The 22,924-nt window shown below is 62.5% G+C and carries 23 protein-coding genes; 5 read left to right on the forward strand and 18 right to left on the reverse strand.

Features of this window, described 5'->3' with window-relative positions; translation table 11 throughout:
• Nucleotides 1-5: 5 nt before the first annotated feature.
• The 7 genes from BOP93_RS02910 to cbiE form a co-directional block, all read right to left on the reverse strand.
• Nucleotides 6-395 (reverse strand): DUF2946 domain-containing protein, encoded by a 390-nt coding sequence (locus BOP93_RS02910; protein WP_065894574.1) that lies wholly within the window; start codon nt 393-395, stop codon nt 6-8.
• 10 nt (nt 396-405) lie between these two features.
• Nucleotides 406-888: a copper chaperone PCu(A)C gene (locus tag BOP93_RS02915; RefSeq protein ID WP_065895732.1), complete on the reverse strand. Its 483-nt coding sequence runs from the start codon at nt 886-888 to the stop codon at nt 406-408.
• 47 nt (nt 889-935) lie between these two features.
• Nucleotides 936-1,328, reverse strand: a complete 393-nt coding sequence (locus BOP93_RS02920; RefSeq protein ID WP_065895731.1) for a DUF2946 domain-containing protein — start codon at nt 1,326-1,328, stop codon at nt 936-938.
• Nucleotides 1,329-1,610: 282 nt separating this feature from the next.
• A complete protein-coding gene (locus BOP93_RS02925) occupies nt 1,611-1,934 on the reverse strand; it encodes a DNA-binding protein (protein WP_065883425.1) in 324 nt (107 codons plus the stop codon).
• A gap of 5 nt (nt 1,935-1,939) precedes the next feature.
• The gene (locus tag BOP93_RS02930; protein WP_065894581.1) at nt 1,940-2,272 is read right to left on the reverse strand and encodes a type II toxin-antitoxin system RelE/ParE family toxin; all 333 of its coding nucleotides are present in this window, start codon (nt 2,270-2,272) and stop codon (nt 1,940-1,942) included.
• Nucleotides 2,273-2,328: 56 nt separating this feature from the next.
• On the reverse strand, nt 2,329-3,054 hold the full coding sequence (locus BOP93_RS02935; protein ID WP_104501490.1) for a cobalt-precorrin-6A reductase: 726 nt from the start codon (nt 3,052-3,054) through the stop codon (nt 2,329-2,331).
• Nucleotides 3,051-4,256, reverse strand: coding sequence for a precorrin-6y C5,15-methyltransferase (decarboxylating) subunit CbiE (cbiE, locus tag BOP93_RS02940; protein ID WP_104501491.1), 1,206 nt, complete (start codon nt 4,254-4,256; stop codon nt 3,051-3,053). The genes BOP93_RS02935 and cbiE overlap by 4 nt, the downstream gene beginning before the upstream one ends.
• 38 nt (nt 4,257-4,294) lie before the next feature.
• On the opposite strand from cbiE, the gene cobG reads away from it, so the two are divergent.
• The 5 genes from cobG to BOP93_RS02965 all read left to right on the forward strand — a co-directional run bounded on the left by cobG (nt 4,295) and on the right by BOP93_RS02965 (nt 9,644).
• Nucleotides 4,295-5,641: a precorrin-3B synthase gene (gene cobG / locus BOP93_RS02945; protein ID WP_104501492.1), complete on the forward strand. Its 1,347-nt coding sequence runs from the start codon at nt 4,295-4,297 to the stop codon at nt 5,639-5,641.
• Entirely contained in the window at nt 5,634-6,260 is a 627-nt protein-coding gene (locus BOP93_RS02950; protein WP_065894588.1) for a precorrin-8X methylmutase, read from the forward strand. The genes cobG and BOP93_RS02950 overlap by 8 nt, the downstream gene beginning before the upstream one ends.
• The gene (locus BOP93_RS02955; protein WP_065883437.1) at nt 6,260-6,991 is read left to right on the forward strand and encodes a precorrin-2 C(20)-methyltransferase; all 732 of its coding nucleotides are present in this window, start codon (nt 6,260-6,262) and stop codon (nt 6,989-6,991) included. Before BOP93_RS02950 ends, BOP93_RS02955 begins: the two co-directional genes overlap by 1 nt.
• The gene (gene cobJ, locus BOP93_RS02960; RefSeq protein ID WP_104501493.1) at nt 6,991-8,628 is read left to right on the forward strand and encodes a precorrin-3B C(17)-methyltransferase; all 1,638 of its coding nucleotides are present in this window, start codon (nt 6,991-6,993) and stop codon (nt 8,626-8,628) included. Before BOP93_RS02955 ends, cobJ begins: the two co-directional genes overlap by 1 nt.
• Nucleotides 8,629-8,864: 236 nt before the next feature.
• A complete protein-coding gene (locus BOP93_RS02965; protein WP_104501494.1) occupies nt 8,865-9,644 on the forward strand; it encodes a hypothetical protein in 780 nt (259 codons plus the stop codon).
• Here the strand turns inward: BOP93_RS02965 and BOP93_RS02970 are convergent.
• The 11 genes from BOP93_RS02970 to aroQ form a co-directional block, all read right to left on the reverse strand.
• A complete protein-coding gene (locus BOP93_RS02970; RefSeq protein ID WP_065883442.1) occupies nt 9,641-10,237 on the reverse strand; it encodes a MarC family protein in 597 nt (198 codons plus the stop codon). The two genes, BOP93_RS02965 and BOP93_RS02970, sit on opposite strands and share 4 nt — an antisense overlap.
• Before the next feature lie 162 nt (nt 10,238-10,399).
• A complete protein-coding gene (locus tag BOP93_RS02975) occupies nt 10,400-13,171 on the reverse strand; it encodes a hybrid sensor histidine kinase/response regulator (protein WP_104501495.1) in 2,772 nt (923 codons plus the stop codon).
• A 101-nt stretch (nt 13,172-13,272) separates the two neighbouring features.
• Entirely contained in the window at nt 13,273-14,565 is a 1,293-nt protein-coding gene (gene purD / locus BOP93_RS02980) for a phosphoribosylamine--glycine ligase (protein WP_104501496.1), read from the reverse strand.
• 137 nt (nt 14,566-14,702) lie between these two features.
• Nucleotides 14,703-16,310: a bifunctional phosphoribosylaminoimidazolecarboxamide formyltransferase/IMP cyclohydrolase gene (gene purH / locus BOP93_RS02985; protein WP_104501497.1), complete on the reverse strand. Its 1,608-nt coding sequence runs from the start codon at nt 16,308-16,310 to the stop codon at nt 14,703-14,705.
• 81 nt (nt 16,311-16,391) lie between these two features.
• Nucleotides 16,392-16,712 carry a DNA-binding transcriptional regulator Fis gene (gene fis, locus BOP93_RS02990; protein ID WP_003221275.1) on the reverse strand — a complete coding sequence of 107 codons (321 nt, stop codon included), beginning with the start codon at nt 16,710-16,712 and terminating at the stop codon, nt 16,392-16,394.
• Entirely contained in the window at nt 16,709-17,722 is a 1,014-nt protein-coding gene (gene dusB / locus BOP93_RS02995) for a tRNA dihydrouridine synthase DusB (protein WP_104501498.1), read from the reverse strand. Before dusB ends, fis begins: the two co-directional genes overlap by 4 nt.
• 184 nt (nt 17,723-17,906) lie before the next feature.
• Entirely contained in the window at nt 17,907-19,130 is a 1,224-nt protein-coding gene (locus tag BOP93_RS03000) for a DUF3426 domain-containing protein (protein ID WP_104501499.1), read from the reverse strand.
• A gap of 30 nt (nt 19,131-19,160) precedes the next feature.
• Complete coding sequence (gene prmA / locus BOP93_RS03005; RefSeq protein WP_104501500.1) at nt 19,161-20,039, reverse strand: 50S ribosomal protein L11 methyltransferase; 879 nt, start codon at nt 20,037-20,039, stop codon at nt 19,161-19,163.
• A 176-nt stretch (nt 20,040-20,215) separates the two neighbouring features.
• Nucleotides 20,216-21,577, reverse strand: coding sequence for an acetyl-CoA carboxylase biotin carboxylase subunit (gene accC / locus BOP93_RS03010; protein ID WP_003188188.1), 1,362 nt, complete (start codon nt 21,575-21,577; stop codon nt 20,216-20,218).
• A gap of 17 nt (nt 21,578-21,594) precedes the next feature.
• The gene (gene accB, locus BOP93_RS03015; RefSeq protein ID WP_065894602.1) at nt 21,595-22,056 is read right to left on the reverse strand and encodes an acetyl-CoA carboxylase biotin carboxyl carrier protein; all 462 of its coding nucleotides are present in this window, start codon (nt 22,054-22,056) and stop codon (nt 21,595-21,597) included.
• A 24-nt stretch (nt 22,057-22,080) separates the two neighbouring features.
• Nucleotides 22,081-22,536, reverse strand: a complete 456-nt coding sequence (gene aroQ, locus BOP93_RS03020) for a type II 3-dehydroquinate dehydratase (protein WP_065951442.1) — start codon at nt 22,534-22,536, stop codon at nt 22,081-22,083.
• Nucleotides 22,537-22,924: the final 388 nt, after the last annotated feature.

The following is a 22,924-nucleotide window of genomic DNA, read 5'->3' on the forward strand; positions in this document are numbered from 1 at the left end:
AGGGCTTACGACGCGATGGGCGGCGCACGACTGCGCGCGCCGGGGAAGATGCTCTGCCGGGCATGACCCAGGCGCGGGGTGGGAATGAGCGCGTTGGCGGGCGGCGGGGTGCCGAGGGTGATGTAGGAGACGCTGCCGGGCAGGGCCGGGCAACTGAACAGCAGGCTGCAATAGCCGCATTTTTCCCAGAGGACATGATGTTCGTCGGGGGCTTTGCTCGGCTTGGGCTCGCCGTGGCACGCGGGCATGTCCATGGACATACCGGCGTGATGATCCATCGGCATCGCCTGGGAAATCAGCGGACCGATAAAGATCATCAACATGGCGAACAGGCTGACCCAACTGCCGCGCATCAAGCGGCGGCGTGGAGACAACCTGGCGCTGCGAGCGCCCATCGGGGGAGTCCTACTGGGCGTGCTTATGCTCGTGAGCGGTCATCGGCGGCGACTTCTGAACCGATACGTTCACCTCGACCTTGCCGGCTTTTTCAAACGTCAGGGTCAGTGGGAATTGCTTGCCATCGGCCAACAGGCTGCGGTCCTTGAGGCCCAGCAGCATCACGTGATAGGCCATCGGCGCGAACGTCAGCTCGCCCTTGGCCGGTACGGCAACGCTGGGCACTTGCTGCATCTTCATCAGGTCGCCCTGCATCACATGCTCGTGCAGCTCGGCTTTTTCGGCCACGCTGGTTTCAACGCCAAGCAGGCGATCCGGGGCAGTCCCGGTGTTATGAATAACAAAGTACGCCGCGACCGTGGGCGCATTCGGTGGCAACTCCTGGGACCAGGGGTCGCTGACCAACAGGTCACCGGCCTTGTAGTCCTCGGCATTGGCAGCACTGAACACCGGCAGCAGCAACGCCGCCAGAAGCAGGGAAGATTTGAGCATGGCAGTTCTCCGGAACGGTTCTAAACGCAGTTCACTTGCGAAGAAGATCAGACCGTTGGAGAGGCGCGGGGATTGAGGCTCGGCCATTGCCGGCGCGGGGCGGGATTGCGCAACACGCGCGGCGGCAGGCTCTGCAGCGCTTGCTGGCGCGTCACATACAACTGCGGCGCATGCCCCGGCAACGCCACCCACGGCGCCGAGCCCGAGCAACACCAGCAATGCTGCATGGCGGAGTGATCGTCCGGCGCTGTCGGGATTTCCAGCTGGCCCAAGGCAATGGCCTGCAGGCTGGCGCCATTGGACGAACAGAACCCACCCAACAGCAGGCGCTTGACCGGATCATCGGTCTGCTGCATCGCACTGGCCAGCGGCATGGCAAACGCATTGAACAGCACTGCAAGGCAGGCGATCCAGGCAATTGCAAAGCGTTGACGGGCCATGGCGGATAATCCGTAGGGTTAAACGATCAGGCGGGTATTTAGCCTGATCGGGGGGGATAAGTAAAAACGCGTGGTGTGGTTTGGTGTCGCAGTGTCGGGTTTGAGGATAGACGGGGAATTGAGTGGGTGCCGAACTTCAAGGCTGCGCAGGTCAACTGTGGGAGGGGGCTTGCTCCCGAGTGCGGAGGATCAGCCAGAAAATCAGTGACTGACGCACCGCTATCGGGGGCAAGCCCCCTCCCACATTGCCTGTAGCACCGCTGATGCTGGTTGTTGTACCAATTATGCAGCGGGAACTCCGTGCACCTGCATGTCGACACCTAAGGCTTTTCTGATCACTGCAAAAATCGCGGCGAGGTTATCCATGCTTGGATTACCGCTGGCTGAGAGCATTCGGTGCAGGCTTTTACTCGGTTTGGCAGTTTCTTTCGCAAGTCCTTCAAAACCCACCGTGGCGTTGACCAAATCACGCAGAATCACGCGGGAAACTTCCGGCTCACCGTTGAGAAACAGCGTAGCGGCCTCGTCGAGAAGAGCTTGGGCAAATGCAGGGTCGCGCTGGGCACGTTCAGCGATGGTGTGCTTGTAGCTACGGGTTAACGCCATGCTGGTTACCTCTTTTGTTTCAATTTCTTGTCACGCTGATGCTCATTGATCAGCGACTTAACGACTTTGATATCGCGCTTTTGACTGGACTTGTCCCCGCCACCGAACAGGATGATTAATCGTAGGCCTTCCTGTATCAGATAGATTCGCAGGCCTGGCCCCCAATCGATGCGGTATTCACCGAACCCGTCGCACCACTTGATGTTGCTGGTGTTGCCCATTTCAAGTCGAACCAGAGCGGTCGTAACTCTGGTTGCCGCCGGCACACTCAAGGATGAAAACCACTCATCGAACGGGCTGGACAGGTTGTCACGTCGGTATTCTTCAATCTCGATCATTCGCCGTCCTGAAGGTAACAAATAGGTTACTTATCAAGCAAGCGAGAGATCCTGACTTATCGAATGAAATTTGCCAACGCGATGAGTGTTTCTTCAGGCGACAAGAGTTCACGGTCTACATGAGCCAACACCGGCCGCTTCAACACCAACACCGGCACCCCACATTCCCGCGCCACTTCCAGCTTCGGTTCGGTGGCGGTGCTGCCGCTGTTCTTGCTGATCAGCACATCAATCCGGCGTCGTTCGAATAACGCCCGCTCATCCTCGATCAGAAACGGCCCGCGTGCGCCGATCACTTCACAGCGCTCGTTGCCCGGGTACACGTCCAGCGCGCGCAATGTCCAGAACTGGTCGGCGGGGATTTCATCGAGATGCTGCAAGGGTTCGCGACCCAAGGTGAACAGCGGGCGCTTGAAGGGCTTCAACACTTGGATCAGCTCAGCCCAGTCAGACACTTCGCGCCAATCATCCCCGGCCTGCGGCTGCCACGCCGGACGTCGCAATGCCCAGCACGGCACAGCGCACAACCGTGCAGCCCGGGCTGCGTTGTGGCTGATCTGCGCTGCGTACGGATGGGTGGCATCGAGGATCAGGCTGATGCGTTCATCGCGAACAAACTGCGCCAACCCTTCAGCGCCTCCATAACCGCCGACGCGCACCTGGCAGGTCAGGTCGGTCGGCACGCGGCCCACGCCGGCCAAACTGTAGATATGCTCCGGCCCCAGGGTGCGGGCAATGGCCAGCGCTTCCGTCACGCCGCCCAGCAACAGAATCCTTTTCATAGCGGCTTGATCACTTCCAGCAGCGTGATCGGCAACGCCTGGCGCCAGGTGTCGAACTCGCCCAGTGGCTGCGCCTGGGCGACATGGATGCGGGTCAGTTCGCCGCCGTGCTCGGCGCGCCAGTTCATCAAGGTCATTTCGCTTTGCAGGGTCACGGCGTTGGCGACAAGGCGCCCGCCCGGGCGCAGGTGTTGCCAGCAGGTGTCGAGCACGCCGTCGCGGGTGACGCCGCCGCCGATGAAGATGGCGTCGGGTACCGGCAGGCCGTGCAACGCGTCCGGGGCTTTGCCGCGAATCAGGTGCAGGCCTGGCACGCCGAGGGCGTCGCGATTGTGTTCGATCAGGCCTTGGCGGCCCGGGTCGGGCTCGATCGCCAGGGCACGGCAGCTGGGATGCGTGCGCATCCATTCGATGCCGATGGAACCGCTGCCCGCGCCCACATCCCACAGCAGTTCGCCGGGCATCGGGGCGAGGCGGGCGAGGGTCATGGCGCGCACATCGCGTTTGGTCAGTTGGCCGTCGTGCTGGAACGCCGAGTCCGGCAGGCCTGCCAGGCGCGACAAGGGCGGCGTGTCGCTGGAGGCCAGGCAATCGATGGCGACCAGGTTCAGATCGGCAGTGCCGAGGTGATGCCAGTCTGCGGCCAGGCCGTCCAGGCGCCGCTCGTTCGCGCCGCCCAAGTGTTCAAACACCGTCAATCGGCTGGGCCCGAACCCTGCCTGCGTCAATAACGCGGCAATCAACGCAGGGCTGCCACCATCATTGCTCAGCACCAGCAAGCGCACACCGCTGGCCAGGTGCGCGTTGATTGCCGCGAAGGGTCGAGCCACCACGGACACCGTCACCACGTCCTGCAACGGCCAGCCCAAACGCGCCGCCGCCAGGGACACCGACGACGGCGCCGGTAGAACCAGCAACTCATCCGCCGCAATCTGGCGTGCCAAACTGGCACCGACGCCATAGAACATCGGATCTCCGCTGGCCAGCACGCACACCGGTTCGCCGCGCTTTGCCAGCACCGGCTCCAGGGAAAAAGGGCTCGGCCACAGCTGACGCTCGCCACGAATACACAGTGGCAACAGGTCCAACTGGCGTTGGCCGCCTATAATCCGCGTAGCGCGCAACAGGGCGTGCCGGGCATTCCTGCCCAGGCCCTTGAAGCCGTCTTCACCGATGCCTACAACCGTCAGCCAGGGCGACATAGCAATTCCTTGAACGACATCCGACGGGCAGGCTTTTCATGCCGCCGGACAAAGCAGGCATAATACCGCGCCTTTACCCGTCAACCGGTAGCCCCGTGAACCCAACGCCCGCTGTAAATACCTTGCGCCCCTCGGCCTGTCCGGGGTTGCTGCGTATTGTCCAGGCGTTGGACGGCGGTATCTGTCGGGTCAAACTGGCCGGTGGTTCGATTACCGCGGCCCAGGCCAACGCAGTGGCGAATGCTGCCCAGGCGTATGCGGGCGGGGTGATCGAGGCGACCAACCGCGCCAACCTGCAGATTCGCGGGATCGGCGCCGCGCAGGACGCCTTGATCGCAATGCTGCTGGCGGCGGGCCTCGGCCCGAGCAACGCGGCCGGTGATGACGTGCGCAACCTGATGCTCAGCCCCAGCGCCGGCATCGATCCGCAGATGCTGTTCGACACCCGCCCGCTGGCCGCGCAGATTCTTGCCACGTTGGACAGTCATCCGCGTTTTCATCAGTTGTCGGCCAAGTTCGCCGTGCAGCTGGACGGCGGTGAAGCCCTGGCGATGCTCGAGCATCACCATGACCTGTGGCTGTCGGCGTTTGTGAGCGAGGGGCAAACGCTGCTGGCGTTCGGCCTGGCCGGCTGCCCCGGCCTGAATGCGCCCGTGGCGGCCGTGCCGCTGGACCAGGGCCATGCGCTGGTGGTGGCGGTGCTGGAGGCCTTTCTCGACCTGGCGACGCCCGAGCAAACGCGCATGCGTCATCTGGCTGTGGATAAGTTATTGAGCCGCCTGAGCCTACCGCTGCTGTCGGCGAAAGGCTTCAAACGCCCGGCCAGTGGTGCGCTGCTGCACATCGGAAGTTATCCCCAGCCCCGGAAGAATCAGTTCTACGTCGCGGCAGTCGCGCCTCTGGGCCGTCTGGATTCGCGGATGCTCCAGGGCGCCGCGCAGTTGGCCTGCGAGTACGGCGATGGCACGTTGCGCCTCACGCCCTGGCAAGGCGTGCTGCTGCCCAACATTGCACGCCCTGGCGCCGTCACCGACCGCTTGGGGCAACTGGGCTTTCTCTGTTCAATCGAGCAACCCCTTGCACGCATGATTGCCTGCACCGGTTCCAGCGGTTGCGGCAAAGGCCTGGCCGATACCAAGGCCGACGCGGTGCAACTGGCCGCCCTGCAGCCCGGCGTGGAGGTGCACCTGTCCGGCTGCCCGCGCTCCTGCGCCGCCGCGCACACCGCGCCGGTCACCTTGCTGGCGGTGAGTCCCGGCCATTACGACCTCTATTTTCGCGACGCCGCCCATCCAGGTTTTGGCCGGCTGCACGCGCGCACTCTTTCCATTGAAGCGGCGGGCGCCCTGTTACGCGCTCGCCCACGGAGCAACACCGATGATTGATTACATCCGCGACGGTCAGGAGATCTATCGCAACTCCTTCGCCATTATTCGCGCGGAAGCCAACCTGGACCGCATCCCGGCCGATCTGGAAAAACTCGCGGTGCGGGTGATTCATGCCTGCGGCATGGTCGAGGCGATCGACGGCCTGCAATTCTCCGAAGGCGCGGGCAAGGCCGGGCGCGATGCGCTCGCGGCGGGCGCACCGATTTTATGCGATGCGCGGATGGTCTCCGAAGGTGTGACCCGCGCGCGCCTGCCGGCCAATAACGCGGTGATCTGCACCCTGCGTGATGACAGCGTGCCTGAGCTGGCGCGGGAGTTGGGCAACACCCGTTCCGCTGCCGCCCTGGAGCTGTGGCGCCCGCACCTGGCAGGCAGCGTGGTGGTGATCGGCAACGCGCCGACCGCCTTGTTCTACCTGCTGGAAATGCTCGACGCCGGCGCGCCGAAACCGGCGTTGATCCTCGGCTTCCCGGTGGGCTTTGTCGGCGCCGCCGAATCCAAGGCGATGCTTGCCGCCGACAGCCGTGGCGTGCCGTTCGTGATCATGCAGGGCCGTCTGGGCGGCAGTGCCATGGCCGCCGCCGCCGTCAATGCGCTCGCCACGGAGGTCGAATAATGCACCCACGCGGACGTCTGATCGGCCTGGGCGTAGGCCCCGGCGATCCGGAGCTGATCACCCTCAAGGCCCTGCGCCTGCTGCGCGAGTCGCCCGTGGTGGCGTACTTCGTGGCCAAGGGCAAGAAGGGCAATGCGTTCGGCATCATCGAGGACCATCTGGTGCCGCAACAAACCCTGATGCCCCTGGTGTACCCGGTGACCACCGAGGCGCTGCCGGCGCCGCTGTCCTATGAGCAAGTGATCAGCGACTTCTACGACACCGCCAGCGTCGATGTGGCGGCGCACCTGGATGCGGGCCGCGATGTGGCGGTGATCTGTGAAGGCGACCCGTTCTTCTACGGCTCCTATATGTACCTGCATGACCGCCTTGCCGAGCGCTATGAAGCGCAGGTCATCCCGGGCGTGTGTTCGATGCTGGGCGGCGCTTCGGTATTGGGTGCGCCGCTGGTGTATCGCAACCAGAGCCTGTCGGTGCTGTCGGGGGTGTTGCCGCACGACGACCTCAAGCGCCGGCTGGCGGACGCCGATGCGGCGGTGATCATGAAGTTGGGGCGCAACTTCCACAAGGTGCGTCAGGTACTGGAAGAACTCGGTCTGGCCGGGCGCGCGCTGTACGTGGAGCGTGCGACCATGGCCAATCAGAAAATCGTGCCGCTGGACCAGGTGGAGCCGATGTCGTCACCGTATTTTTCCTTGATCATCGTGCCCGGTGAACGGTGGCAAGGTTGATGAGCCCGGCGATTGTCATTCTGGGCCAGGGCAGCCTGGCGACTGCGCGCAGGATCCAGCAGCTTTACCCGGCGGCGCAGATCCATGGCCTGACCGGTCGGGTCGACGGCGCGGACCAGGTCTACAGCGAATTCGGCGCCACACTGCGCCAGCTCTACCAACAGGGAACACCGCTGATTGCGCTGTGCGCCGCCGGCATCGTCATCCGTACCCTCGCGCCGCTGCTGCTCGAAAAAGGTGAGGAGCCGGCCGTGCTGGCCGTTGCCGAAGACGGCAGCGCCGTGGTGCCCCTGCTGGGAGGCCTGGGCGGTGTGAATGTGATGGCACGGGACATTGCCGCCGCGTTGGGCGCGGCAGCGGCGATCACCACCAGTGGCGAGTTGCGCTTTGGCACCTGCCTGCTCAACCCGCCCAAGGGTTATGAGTTGGCGGACCTGGAGTCGGGCAAGCGCTTTGTCTCGGACCTGCTCGCCGGTGAAAGCGTGCGCATTGAAGGCGCGGCGCCCTGGCTGGCGCAGGCCCACCTGCCGGAGGATCCGCACGCTCGCCTGGCGATTCATGTGGGCAGTGCCGAGCGCGTGCCGGCCGCCAACGAATTAGTGATTTATCCGAAAACGGTGTGCGCCACCTGCAAGCCGGGCGCGCACGTGGCCGCACGTGTGCGCACGGCTTTGCATGAGGCAGGCCTTGCGGCGCAATCGCTGGCGTGCCTGCTTGCCAGCGACCTGCAGATGGCCGAAGCGTCGCTGCATGAAGCCGCGTTGGAACTGGGCGTACCGCTGCGGTTTGCCAAGGTCGAAGCGCAGGCGGACATCACCCTCAGCGTGGCCGAACAGCCTTTGGACGTGTCACAGGTCGGCCGTCCACGCGGTCGCCTTGCCGTGATCGGGCTGGGACCCGGTGCCGCTGAATTGATGGTACCGGCCGTCAAGGCCGAGTTGGCGCGCTGCACCGATGTACTCGGTTACGAAACCTACGTGCGCATGGCCGGGCCGTTCCGTGAGGATCAGGTGCAGCACTGCACGGACAACCGCGAAGAAATGCAGCGCGCCCGCCACGCTTTCGAACTGGCCGCCCAAGGGCGCTCGGTGGTAGTGGTGTCGTCCGGCGACCCGGGTGTGTTCGCCATGGCCGCTGCGGTGATCGAGGCATTGCATGACTCCACGGACCCGGCCTGGCACCAGGTCGACCTGGAAATCCTGCCCGGGGTTTCTGCCTCCCTGGCCACCGCCGCCCAGGCCGGTGCGCCCTTGGGGCATGACTTCTGTGTGATGTCGCTGTCGGACAACCTCAAACCGTGGTCGATCATCGAAAAACGTCTGGACCTCGCGTCCCAGGCCGACCTGGCCCTGGCGTTCTACAACCCGATTTCCCGTGCGCGACCATGGCAACTGGGGCGTGCGCTGGAGATCGTCGCGCAGCACCGCACCCCTGAAACACCGGTGGTGCTGGGCCGCGATATCGGTCGCCCCGGCCAGACGCTGCGCGTCACCACGCTGGGGCAGCTCACCCCGGACCAGGTGGACATGCGCACCATGGTGCTGATCGGCTCGTCCACCACCTGCACCTTTGCGCGTGCCGGTGGTGGGGAGTGGGTGTACACCCCGCGCTGGTACGGCGATAAACCCGCCTGCTGAAAACAGCTTGGCGGCGGCCCGAAAGCTCCGAATGACACACCGATTTTCCTGTTGTCGTTCGGGGTTTTTTCTTTTTTTCACGACGAAACAACGAGGCCCAGCGTTCATGCCGCGTTATTGCTGGCCGGAGCGTTTTGCCGGGCCGCGCCAAGGGATGTTTGTTGTCTGGAAAGCCTGTCGGTGAGTGGACTAGTGTGGTTACAAGCCCCGAGTCGGGGTGTACGTGGAGAATTGAAATGGAGCGACATCACAGAAGGATCAACAGTACAAAGCGGCGCAAGCTGATTGCCGCTTACAAATTGCCGGGTGCGCCAGGCACTCCCGCGACTTTACCGCTGGGCACCGAAGATGACTGCAATGCGGCAGTGGTCAACAACGGCGTGATTTCTTTTGCCGAGGGGCTGTCCGCGCTTAACCGCGAATACATCCGTAAAAGCTACCTGCTGGCCAGCAGTTACGTGAGCGATGTATTGAAGGTGCAACGGGGCACCGAGGCCTGGTACGACGAATTTATCCAGGTGATGGTCAGCCTCGGCTGGTTACCGTTGCGCAGCAGCTTCGAGCGCGTCTCACGCGCCGGCAAGGGGCTGACGGTGCAATTGGCGGCGCTGAATATCATCGGCGCGATGCTCGCCTCGATGTCTCTGTCGGGGCCGCTGCTCAGCCTGCTGCCGAAACTGGCCGCCGATGCGATGGAGGCCCTGAAGCAACAGCCGGCGTCCTTCGATTTGTTCAAGCGCAACAGCAGCGTGCACCAAGGCGGTGACTTCGGCGTGGCGTCCTGCGCTCAAACCAATGGCGAAGTGATGATGGTATTGGTGACCTACAGCAGCCACGGTATGAGCAAACAGGTGGGGTTGCCGTTCCTTGAATGGGACAGCTCATCGTTCGAGGCCTTCAGCGGGCAGACCTGCCTGGTGCTCAATACCTCGGTGGTCAACGAAAAGACCCTCCAACTGATGCGCGAAAGCGCGGGTGACAAAGTGCAGTCGGCCATTGCCAAATACCGGATCTAGGTCACCAGGTAGCCGCGAACCCCGGTAAAGATAATTTGCGCGGCCAGGGCGCACACGAACAAGCCCATCAACCGGCTGACAATCTGCAAGCCCTGGTCGCCAAGAATGCGTTCGATCCGATTGGACAGGTACAGCACCACGCCCACCGTGAGACTGGCCAGGGCGATGCTGAGGATGGCAGTGAGCTTGTCGTCCCAATGGGGCTGGCTCACCCCCATTACCAGCAATGCGCCGATGGTGCCGGGGCCGACCGTGAGCGGGATGGTCAGCGGTACGATGGTCACGTCCTGCTGCACGTTATCGGTTTGCACCGCCGACTTGCCCTGGGCCATGCCCAGGGCGGAGATAAACAGCACGCTGCCGGCGCCGATGCGGAACGCGTCCACGGTGATGCCGAACACACTGAAAATCACCCGGCCGAACAGGTACAGCAGCACGCTCGACACCAGCGTCGCCAACGCGACTTTCCAGGCCAGGCGCCGCCGCTCCTTGCTGGAATAGCCGCGGGTCAGGCTGATAAAGCAGGACAGCACGAAGAACGGGCTGTAGAGCACCAGCATCTTCAGGTAAACGCTGAATAACACGTGGAGCATGGGGGGACTCGCGGGCGGTGGAAGTGTGGAGGAGTCTATCAGGCGACGCGCGTCAAATGTGGGAGGGGGCTTGCCCCCGATTGCGGAGTGTCAGCAGATACATCTGTGGCTGACTCACCGCTATCGGGGGCAAGCCCCCTCCCACATTTGATTGGATTTCAATCAGGACGGCGCGTGTTCCGGGCGTTGCTGGCGTTGCACAACCCAATAGTCCACCAGCTCGCGCAACTGTGACAGTTCCACCGGCTTGGCCATATGCCCATCCATCCCCGCCTGGCGCGCGCGTTCTTTATGTTCCGAGAGAATATGCGCCGTGAGCGCCACCACCGGCGTGCGCACACGTTGGTGGCTGACTTCCCACGCGCGCAGCTGCTGGGTGGCGGAGAAACCATCGAGGATCGGCATTTCACAGTCCATCAGCACCAGGTCATAGCGTTGGGCTTTCATCGCTTCCAACGCTTCTTCGCCATTGCTGGCAGTGTCCGGGTTGAGGTTGAGCTTGCCGAGCATGCCGCGTATCACTTTAGTGGAGATACTGTTGTCCTCGGCCACCAGGATGCGGAAGTCGCTGGGCACGGTAATGGCTGCCGGCGCGGCGGGAGCGGGGCGAGGGAGGGTCGCACCTTTGCTGCGCTGGGTCAGCTCGTCGGCCAGGGTGGTCTTGAGTGTATAACCGGCCACCGGTTTGGCGAGGATGCGTTTGATCCCGCAGTTGCGTGCAATGATCTTGCTCGGCGCGTTGCTGATGCCGGTGAGCATGATCAGCAGGATATCGTGGTTCAGGCTCGGGTCTTCCTTGATCTTGGCCGCCAGTTGCATGCCGGTCATGCCGGGCATGTTCTGGTCCAGCAGCACCACATCGAAGTAATCGCGCAGGTGCGCCTTGGTGCGCAGCAGGGCCAGGGCCTCTTTGCCGGAAGCCACGGCGCTGACGTTCAGGCCCCAGGCCGAGCATTGCTGCAGAAGCACCTTGCGACAGGTGTCGTTGTCGTCCACCACCAGTACCCGCGCGTCCTTGAGCGGACCGTCGAGATCGGAGGTCGGGTGCTCTAAGCGTTCGGGGTCCAACGGCAGGGTCAGCCACAGGGTGCTGCCCTGGTGACTGCCGCTCTTGACGCCGAATTCGCCGTTCATCAACAGGATCAACTGGCGTGCGATCACCAGGCCCAGGTGGCCGCTCAAGCGTGTGGCCGAGAGGAAGTTCTTGCTGTGCAGTTCGCTGTGCATCAGGGCGTCGCGTTCGGCGGCGTCCATGGGCACGCCGCTGTCTTGCACGGCAATGCGCAGGCGTGGCTGGGTGCTGCGCTCGTCGAGCGCAACGACGATCAGCACTTCGCCCTCGTCGGTTTTGTGCAGGGCGTTTTCCAGCAGACTCAACAACGCCTGGCGCAGGCGTGTCGGGTCACCGCTGATCACGCGCGGCACCTGGGGCTGGATGAAGCTGATCAGCTCGACATTCTGCTGCTCGGCCTTGGCGCGGAAGATGCTCAGGCAGTCGTCGATCAGCGCATTGAGGTCGAACTGAACATCATCGAGTTCGATCTGTCCCGACTCGAGCTTGGAGATATCGAGGATTTCGTTGATCAGCGTGAGCAACTCGTTACCGGCGCTGTGGATGGTCTGCACGTAGTCGCGTTGTTTCACCGACAACGGCGTGCCCAGCAGCAATTCAGTCATGCCCAGCACGCCGTTCATGGGCGTGCGGATTTCGTGGCTGATCTTCGCCAGGAACTCGGCCTTGGCCGCGATTTCGGCGTTGCTCGCGGCCAGGTCGCGGCTGAGGCTGAAGCGTGTTTCAACAATGGCGCGCTGGCGTTCGCCGAGGGCCAGGCTCATCAACAGACCGCTGATGCAGATGAAACTCAGCAGGGTGACGATCAGGCCTTGCGGCGCCACCAGCGTGAGGCCGAGCAGGGCGGGAAGAATGATCAGCGTGCCGATGTTGAACACCACCATCCCCGCCACGAACAGGCGCGCCGGACGATAGCCTTTTTGCCAGTGATAGGCCGAGACAAACAGCATGCTCAGGCCGGCCAGCGCCACCAGGGCATAGGTGATGATGTTCAGCGGCAGGGTATTGACGAACAACAACAGCAGGCCGCACAGCACGATCAACAAAATATCGGCCATCAACAGTTTGTTCAGCGGGTGCGGGCCCAGGGGCATGAAGAAGCGATAGGCAAACATCAGCCCGCACGGCGCGGTCAACAGCAGCGCGAGGTAAGCACCGGGGGTCTGGATCGCGTGCCAGTTGGGCAGCCACGGCCCCACCACGTTGAGCAACAGCGCCAGGCTGAGCATCAGCAGGAACTCACACGCGGCCAGCCATAGGCTGCTGCGCGAGCGGTGGTAGGCGAAGCGCGTGAGGTTATGCAGGATCAGCATCAGCAGGACGCCGAACAGCAGGCCGTAGACCAGTGTCTGGTTCTGGTTGGCGGCGGCCAGTACGGCGGGCTCCAGGGTGATGTAAGGACGTAGCTCGTGTTCCGACACCAGGCGCAGGTAAACCTCGAGCGGGCGCTGGCTCTGTGGCATCGGCAGCATGAAGTCACTGCTGGGCAGCGGGCGCTCGGCCTGGGGTTGGCGCGTGCCGGTGGTTTGCTGTTCCACCAGGGTGTCGCCGTCCAGCACATACAGGCTCAGGTTCGACAGGTCCGGGGCGAACACTCGCAGCACTTGTTCATGCTTGCCGGGTTGCAGCTTGAAGCGTACCCACAACGCACCGTCCGGCGGCGCGGCGGTGATCCGGTCCAGTTCGATGGGGCTGAATTGATTGGTGTAGCGCGAGGATCGAATGTCGCTCAGTTGCAGGTCGGCCTGATCGTCGAGCAATACTGCCCAACCACTGCCTTGCGCCGCGGCTTGAGCCGGGACCAGGCAGAGCAGGGTCAGCAGACTGACTGTAAAACCTAAGGCGATCCTGAGCCAGCGCACGGCGAAGTCCCTTCGTAGGTGAATGCACGGGTTAACTATGCGCGGGGCGGCATGAGTACGGCAAGGGCCAGAGGCCCTTGCCTACCCGAACGGATAGCTACTCAGTTGCTCTCGCCGCGTTCACGGGCAATGGCGCGGTAACCGATATCGGTGCGGTAGAAGCAGCCTTTCCAGTCGATTTTCGCGGCCAACTTGTACGCTTGCTGCTGCGCGGCGTCGACGCTGGCGCCCATCGCGGTGGCGCACAGCACGCGGCCACCGGCGGTGACGACCTTGCCGTCCTGCAGCGCAGTGCCGGCATGAAACACCTTGCCTTCCAGCGCGGCCGCGGCGTCCAGGCCTTCAATCACATCGCCCTTGGCGTAATCGGCAGGGTAACCGCCGGCCGCGAGCACGATGCCGACGCTCGGGCGTGGGTCCCACTGTGCTTCGACCTTGTCCAGGGCCTGTGCCAGCGCGGCTTCCACCAGCAGCACCAGGCTCGATTGCAGGCGCAGCATCACCGGCTGGGTTTCCGGGTCGCCGAAGCGGCAGTTGAACTCGATGACTTTCGGGTTGCCGGCTTTGTCGATCATCAGTCCGGCGTAGAGGAAACCAGTGTAGACGTTGCCTTCGTCGGCCATGCCGCGCACGGTCGGCCAGATCACCAGGTCCATCACGCGCTGATGCACTTGGGCGGTAACTACCGGCGCCGGGGAATAAGCGCCCATGCCGCCGGTGTTCGGGCCGCTGTCGCCGTTGCCGACGCGCTTGTGGTCCTGGCTGGTGGCCATCGGCAGGACGTTCTTGCCGTCAACCATCACGATGAAGCTGGCTTCTTCGCCGTCGAGGAATTCCTCGATGACCACGCGCGAACCGGCGTCACCAAAGGCATTGCCGGCGAGCATGTCGCGCACGGCATCCTCGGCTTCCTGCAGGGTCATGGCGACGATCACGCCTTTACCGGCGGCCAGACCGTCGGCCTTGATCACGATCGGCGCACCTTTTTCACGCAGGTAAGCCAGGGCCGGCTCGATCTCGGTGAAATTCTGGTAGTCGGCGGTCGGGATCTTGTGGCGCGCCAGGAAGTCCTTGGTAAAAGCCTTGGAGCCTTCCAGCTGGGCTGCGCCTGCGGTCGGGCCGAAGCAGTCCAGGCCACGGCTGCGGAACAGGTCGACGACGCCGGCCACCAGTGGCACTTCCGGACCGACGATAGTCAGGGAGACGTTCTTTTCGGCAAAGTCCGCCAGTTGCTCAAGCGCCAGCACGTCGATAGCGACGTTTTCGCACTTGGCTTCAATGGCGGTACCGGCGTTGCCGGGCGCAACGAAGACTTTCTGAACCCGTGGGTCCTGGGCAACTTTCCAGGCCAGGGCGTGTTCGCGGCCACCGCTGCCAATGATCAAAACATTCATTTCAAAAACCTCAAATTCTGTGGGCGTCGCAGGAACGCTTTATGTGGGAGGGGGCTTGCCCCCGATTGCGGTGTGTCAGATAAGGATCAGTTGGCTGACACACTGTCATCGGGGGCAAGCCCCCTCCCACATTTGGATCAGTGGCGGAAGTGGCGCATGCCGGTGAAGACCATCGCAATACCGGCTTCATCAGCGGCGGCGATGACTTCAGCATCACGCATCGAGCCACCCGGTTGGATCACAGCGGTCACGCCGGCTTTCGCGGCATTGTCCAGGCCATCACGGAACGGGAAGAACGCATCGGACGCCATCACCGAGCCCACCACCTGCAAGCCGGCATGTTCAGCCTTGATCGCGGCGATACGCGCCGAGTTCACACGGCTCATCTGGCCGGCGCCGACGCCGATGGTCTGGCGGTTCTTGGCGTAAACGATGGCGTTGGATTTGACGTACTTGGCCACTTTCCAGGCGAAGATCAGGTCGTTGATCTCTTGCTCGGTGGGCGCGCGTTTGGTCACGACTTTCAGGTCTTCGCTGCCGATCATGCCAATGTCGCGGCTCTGTACCAGCAGGCCGCCATTGACGCGTTTGTAGTCCCAGGCAGCAGCGCGGTCAGCCGACCATTCACCGCAGGCCAGCAGGCGCACATTGGCTTTGGCTGCGACGATGGCGCGCGCTTCTTCGCTGACGCTTGGCGCGATGATCACTTCGACGAACTGACGCTCGACGATCGCCTTGGCGGTCTCGGCATCCAGTTCACGGTTGAAGGCAATGATGCCGCCGAACGCCGATTCGGTATCGGTGGCATAGGCCAGTTCGTAGGCCTGGCGAATCCCGCCTTCAGCGTCCGGGCTCACCGCCACGCCGCACGGGTTGGCGTGCTTGACGATCACGCAGGCCGGCTTGACGAAGCTCTTCACGCATTCCAGCGCGGCGTCGGTGTCGGCCACGTTGTTGTAGGACAGCTCTTTGCCTTGCAGCTGGGTCGCGGTGGCGATGCCGACTTCGGCCGGTTTTGCCTCCACGTAGAACGCCGCGCTCTGGTGCGGGTTCTCGCCGTAGCGCATTTCCTGGGCCTTGATGAACTGGCTGTTGAAGGTGCGCGGGAATTGGCTGCGGCCTTCTGTGCTCAAGGTCTCGGCCGCCTGGTTCACGGTGCCCATGTAGTTGGCGATCATGCCGTCGTAGGCGGCGGTGTGTTCGAACGCCTTGAGCATCAGGTCGAAGCGCTGGGCGTAGGTCAGGCCACCCGCCTTCAGGCTTTCCAGCACTTGGGCGTAGTCACCGGCATTGACCACGATGGCCACGTCTTTGTGGTTCTTGGCGGCCGAGCGCACCATGGTCGGGCCGCCGATATCGATGTTTTCGATGGCGGTCGGCAGGTCGCAGCCTGGCTTGTTGATGGTGGCTTCGAACGGGTAGAGGTTGACGGCCACCAAGTCGATCGGCTTGATGCCGTGCTCGTTCATGATGGCGTCGTCGATACCGCGACGGCCGAGGATGCCGCCGTGAATTTTCGGGTGCAGGGTTTTGACCCGACCGTCCATCATTTCCGCGAAACCGGTGTAGTCCGCGACTTCCACTGCGGCCACGCCGTTGTCCTGCAGCAGTTTGAAGGTCCCGCCCGTGGAGAGGATTTCCACGCCCAGGGCTTCCAGCTCCCGGGCAAATTCGAGGATCCCGGTCTTGTCGGAAACACTGATCAAGGCGCGGCGGATCGGCAGGCGGGTAGTCTGGTCGGTCATTTCAATTTCCATCAAAAGCAAAGGAGTCAGCAAAAAAGGCGACCGTTTTTACGCGGGCGCCTTTCTGGTTTGATTGAATGCTTACAGCAAATCGTACTGCTTGAGCTTTTTGCGCAAGGTGCCACGATTGAGGCCCAGCAGCTCACTGGCTTTGGTCTGGTTGCCCTTGACGTAGTTCATCACGCTTTCGAGCAAGGGCGCTTCGACTTCGGAGAGCACCAGGTTGTACACGTCCGTGACGGAAGCACCCTCGAGGTGGGCGAAATAATTGTGCAGCGCTTTCTCGACACTCCCGCGAAGGGTCTGGCCTTCTTCGCTCGGCGTGTTGAGGTGCTGTTTCAAATTGACGTTGTCGCTCACGGGTGCTGTTCCACTCACTAAAGTCTCGGTCATCATCGTCATGCGGCCACCCCCTCTCCATCCCCTGTTCCCAGGCTCTTGTCACGTTCGGCGAAGAACTCACGAACGGTGGCGACCTGTGCCTGCGTTTCATCCAAACGGTTGAACTGAGCGCGAAATTCCTTGGCGCCCGGCAAGGTGGCGAGGTACCAGCCGACATGCTTGCGAGCAATGCGTACGCCCATCACATCCCCATAGAAGGCATGCAGGGCGACCAGATGCTCCAGCAGAATACGTTCCACCTCGGTCAGTTCCGGTGCCGGCAACAGTTCGCCGGTACGCAGGAAATGCTCGATTTCACGAAAAATCCATGGCCGCCCCTGGGCAGCCCGGCCGATCAACAAGCCGTCGGCACCGGTTGCGTGCAGCACGCGCCGGGCTTTCTCGGCTGAATCGATATCGCCATTGGCAAACACCGGCATCGACACCGCTTGCTTGATCGCGGCAATGGTGTCGTACTCGGCTTCCCCGGTATAAAGGTCGGCGCGGGTGCGGCCATGCACCGCCAGCGCTGCAATACCCGCCTGTTCGGCAATCTTCGCCACCGTCAGGCCATTCTTGTTGTCCCGGTCCCAACCGGTACGGATCTTCAGGGTCACCGGCACATCGACTGCGGCGACAACGGCCTGCAGGATCTCGGCAACCAACTGCTCATCTTTCAACAGGGCGGAACCGGCGGCCTTGTTGCAGACCTTCTTGGCCGGGCAGCCCATGTTGATATCAATGATCTGCGCGCCCAGCTCCACATTGGCCCTGGCCGCATCCGCCAGCATCTGCGCATCTCCCCCGGCGATCTGCACCGAGCGCGGCTCGGGATCACCTTCGTGGATCATGCGCATCCGCGACTTGCGGGTGTTCCACAAACTCATGTCGCTGGTGACCATTTCAGAGACTACTAGACCCGCGCCCAAACGTTTGCACAGCTGACGAAAGGGCTGGTCGGTGACGCCCGCCATCGGGGCGAGGATCAAGCCGTTGTGCACTGTATATGGACCGATGCGTACCGCCGACATAGGACTTCCCTGTTGTGGGGCCGGATCATTAGAGTTCGAAAAAGGGTTGGCATGATACCCGCTCTCGATGACTGGATAAAGGCTGAATTGGATAAAATCTGAACAGTTATTTTTTTATCGCCATCGGTTTGGTTGACGCCGATGCAGTCAATAATCCGCCGTCAAACCCAGGTTGCGGCGGGCTTCATTCGGGCGAATGAAAGCTCAGGCTGTAATTCACGGCTTTGTTGCCGGGGTCGAGGATGTCCAGGGAGATGTGGATCGGTACCTGCGACGGCATTTCGCTGACCCCGGCCAATTCGCCGCTGAGGTATTCGGCGGGTTTGAAGCGCCGACTGGCGATCAGGCCGCCGTTCAGGTCGGCAAAACGCAGCTCCAGCAGCGGGAAGGGCTGGGAGAAGGTTGCGCGGTTGTAGATGATCGCATCCACCACCAGGGCCCCGGCGAACTCCGGGTGGCTGCGCACTACCAGGTTGCTGCTCTTGATATGGGCGATATCGACCCGCGATGGCACGCTGCAGCCCAGCGTCGGGCACAGTTGCTGGAACCACGGGCGGTAGGCGTCCTGGCGGGCCAGCTCGTCGAATTGATAGGCGATGTACTGGCCTGCCAGGCCGGCGGCAGCGATCACCACCAGCACGATCCAGGTCAGGCGGCGGCCCCAGCCGGACGGGCGCTTCTGCGCGTATAGGTGCAGCGGATCGTCTTCCAGGTCCTGGAAAAGGTCGTCGTGGGCGCTGGAGTCGGCGCGCACTCGCTTGCGCCGCGATTGCGCACGCTCGTCGACTGCGTTCGCCGCCGGGGTCAAGGGCGTGAACGGTGGGTCCGGATCATCGTCATCGTGCGGGGCCTCGCGCAGTGGTGGCTCGTCGTCGATATCGTCGGTGTGAAAGGACATGGACGGTTCGGTGCGTGCGCTCGGCGCAGGCTCCGCTTCGGTGGGCAGGTCGCGTTCTTGCGGCGGTTCGCTGAACAAACTGGCGGCCCATTTTTCTTCCTCGGCCTTGAGCGTACCGCGGCTGGCGCTGAGGGCGTCGTCCTTGTGCCGACGGTCGGGCCCCGGCTGGCGGCGTTCGGCACCGACGGGCTGCGTGAGCTGAATCTCGCGGCGCTCGAGTTTGGCCAGTTCTTCGTCCAGGTCCAGGTTGTCCAGATCCAGTTCTTCGGCGGTCCACTGCTTCTGGCTGATCGCGCGTGGGGCTTCGGCGGCAGGCTCAAGCTCCGGGGCATGGCCAGGAACCTGGTCAGGTTGCATTTGCGCCCGTTGCTCCAGCAACTGGCGAGCGGCGTTGAACACTTGCAGGCACGAGCCGCAGCGCACCACGCCGCGCGCCACGTTCAACTGAGCGTGGTTGACGCGAAAGCGCGACTGGCAATGCGGGCACTGAGTGACGAAACTGTCGGTCATGCGGCCATCCGATTCAGACAAGCGCTCATTCTAGCGCCGACGTCCGCTGATGCGTACCCAGCCGTCACGGTTGGCGATGGGGTCCAGCTCGAAATCCCTGGCGTAGGCGGCAGCCACGTCTTCACCCTGTTCGGCGAGGATGCCCGACAGCGCCAGGCGCCCGCCCGGCCTGACCAGGCCCGACAGTTGCGGTGCCAGCGACACCAGCGGCCCGGCGAGGATATTGGCAACCAATACATCGGCTTGAACCTGGGGCAGGTCCTCAGGCAGGTAGAGTGGGAATTTGCCTTCAGGAATATGGTTGCGCCCGGCGTTATCGCGGGACGCTTCCAGCGCTTGCACGTCGATATCGGTACCCACGGCCTCCTTGGCGCCCAGCAGCAGGGCGGCGATGGCGAGGATCCCCGAGCCGCAGCCGAAGTCGAGCACGTTGCAGTCGAGCAGGTCCTGGCCGTCCAGCCATTCCAGGCACAGCGCGGTGGTGGGGTGAGTGCCGGTGCCGAACGCCAGGCCCGGGTCCAGCAGCAGGTTGACGGCCTCCGGCTCGGGTGCGGCGTGCCAGCTCGGTACGATCCACAGGCGCTGGCCGAAGCGCATGGGCTGGAAGTTATCCATCCAGCTGCGTTCCCAGTCCTGGTCTTCGATCACTTCGCTGTGATGCTCGGGCAGCGGGCCACCGGTGAGCAACTCCATATGCGCCAGCACGGAGGCGGCATCGGTGCCGTCTTCGAACAGGGCCAACAGATGGGTGTGGGACCACAGCGGGGTGGTATTGAGTTCCGGTTCGAAGATCGGCTGGTCTTCGGCATCCATGAAAGTCACCGACACGGCGCCGACTTCGAGGAAAGCGTCTTCGTAGGTTTCGGCTTGTTCCGGGCTGATGGCGAGACGAACTTGCAGCCAAGGCATGGCGGGCACCTTTGAAAAAAATGAGTGTGCAGCGCGTAGGCCGCGAAAGCGCGCAAGTTTACGCGAGCGAACGGCAGAAGACGACATTACTGAATGAATGCGGAGCAAATGTGGCCTGAAAGTTGGGGTGCAGAAACAACAAAACCGCCCGAAGGCGGCTTTGTTGGGTGGAGCACTTACTGGTTGGCCAGCTTGTGTTCCAGGTAGTGAATGTTCACACCACCTTCGCAGAAGCCTTCATCACGAACCAGGTCCCGATGCAGCGGGATGTTGGTCTTGATGCCGTCGACCACGATTTCGTCCAGGGCGTTGCGCATGCGGGCCATGGCCTCGTCGCGGGTCGCGCCCCAGGTGATCAGCTTGCCGATCAGCGAGTCGTAGTTGGACGGAACCTTGTAGCCGCTGTACAGGTGCGAATCCACACGTACGCCGTTGCCGCCGGGCGCGTGGAAATGCTTGACCAGGCCAGGGCTTGGGATAAAGGTCTTCGGGTCTTCGGCGTTGATGCGGCACTCCAGGGAGTGGCCGTGCATTTTCACGTCGTCCTGGGTGAAGGACAGCACGTTGCCGGCGGCGATGCTCAGCATCTCCTTGACGATGTCGATACCGGTGACCATCTCCGACACCGGGTGCTCTACCTGCACGCGAGTGTTCATCTCGATGAAGTAGAAGCGGCCGTTCTCGTAGAGGAACTCGAAGGTACCGGCGCCACGGTAGTTGATGTCGATGCACGCCTTCACGCAGCGCGCCAGGACTTCCTGGCGGGCTTTTTCGTCGAGGCCCGGTGCCGGGGCTTCTTCCAACACTTTCTGGTGACGACGTTGCAGCGAGCAATCGCGGTCGCCCAGGTGGATGGCGTGGCCCTGGCCGTCGGACAGCACCTGGACTTCCACGTGACGTGGGTTGGTCAGGTACTTCTCCAGGTAGACCATCGGGTTGCCGAACCAGGCGCCCGCTTCGGAGCGGGTCTGCTTGGCGGCTTCGATCAGGTCTTCTTCCTTGTGCACCACGCGCATACCGCGACCACCACCGCCACCGGCGGCCTTGATGATCACCGGGTAACCGACTTCGCGACCAATGCGCAGCGCGGTTTCCTCGTCTTCAGGCAGTGGGCCGTCGGAGCCTGGAACGGTCGGCACGCCCGCTGCAATCATGGCGTCCTTGGCCGAGACCTTGTCGCCCATCAGGCGAATGGTTTCGGCTTTGGGGCCGATGAAGGCAAACCCGGATTTTTCCACCTGTTCGGCGAAGTCGGCGTTTTCCGCGAGGAAGCCGTAGCCCGGGTGGATGCCATCAGCGCCGGTCACTTCAGCGGCAGCGATGATGTTCGAGACTTTCAGGTACGAGTTCGTGGCCAGTGGCGGGCCGATGCAGATGCTTTCGTCCGCCAGTTTCACGTGCATCAATTCGGTATCGGCCGTCGAGTAAACAGCGACGGTCTTGATGCCCTCTTCCTTACAGGCGCGCAGGATACGCAGCGCGATCTCGCCGCGGTTGGCGATCAGGACTTTTTGCAGTTTCTTCGCAGGTTTCAACATCGAAGGTGCTCCGCGGTTCAAACGATGGTGAACAGCGGCTGGTCGTACTCAACCGGCTGACCGTTTTCTACCAGGATGGATTCAATGACGCCGGCTTTTTCCGCAGTGATGTGGTTCATCATTTTCATCGCTTCCACGATGCAGATGGTGTCGCCCACTTTCACGGTCTTGCCCACTTCAACGAAGGCTGGCGAGGTCGGCGCCGGGGTGCGGTAGAAGGTACCGACCATTGGCGACTTGACCACGAAACCGTTCAGCTCAGGGGCTGCCGGGGCCGCAGGTGCTGCGGCTGGAGCGGCGGCGGCAGGTGCGGCAGCAGCTGGCGCCGGTGCTTGCATCTGCGGTGCGTAGAACTGTTGGGCCGGGGTCTTGCTGTGACGGCTGATCCGTACGGACTCTTCGCCTTCCTTGATTTCCAGCTCGTCGATACCGGATTCTTCCAGCAGTTCGATCAGTTTCTTAACTTTACGGATATCCATGAATCATCAACTCCCAAGGGTCGGTCAGGGGCGTTTAGCCTGTTCTTCAACGTGTTCCAGGGCGGCCTCCAGGGCCAGTCGGTAACCGCTGGCGCCAAGGCCGCAGATCACTCCTACCGCTACATCGGAGAAGTAAGAGTGATGGCGGAAAGCTTCGCGTTTGTGCACGTTCGATAAATGCACTTCGATGAATGGGATGCTCACCGCCAGCAGCGCGTCACGTAATGCAACGCTTGTATGCGTGAAAGCGGCGGGATTGATCAGAATAAAGTCCACGCCTTCGCCGCGCGCGGCATGGATGCGATCAATCAATTCATACTCGGCATTGCTTTGCAGGTAGAGCAAATGGTGGCCGGCAACACGGGCCCGCTGTTCCAGATCGAGGTTGATCTGATCCAGCGTCACTGCCCCGTAGACGCCCGGTTCGCGGGTGCCGAGCAGGTTCAGGTTGGGTCCGTGAAGAACCAGTAAGGTCGCCATCGGCTGTTCCTTGTTATTGGTTGGGGTAGCGCAGAACCCGGCGACTATGCCGCAAAGCCTTTGTGACTGTCCAGTTCTATGCAGTAGCCAGCACGATTAGCGAGGATAGCGCGAAATTTTTGACTGTGACTTGGGATTCGGTCATGGGTAATACAGTCGTGAAATCGCGGGAGATCCCATGTGGGAGGGGGCTTGCCCCCGATGGCGGCCTCAGGGCCGACCAGGATGTTGGATCAGATCGAGTACATATCCGTTTCTGCGGTAACGGCTGCTTAGGGTTCCGCCCTGACGGCGGCTCACTTTTGAAAAGCGCAAAAGTAAGCAAAACGCTCTTGCCCCACCACTCGGCACCTCGCTTGGGCTCGGTGTGCCCGAACGCAGGCTTGAA

This window comes from Pseudomonas orientalis (assembly GCF_002934065.1).
In the GTDB taxonomy this organism is placed as follows: domain Bacteria; phylum Pseudomonadota; class Gammaproteobacteria; order Pseudomonadales; family Pseudomonadaceae; genus Aquipseudomonas; species Aquipseudomonas orientalis_A.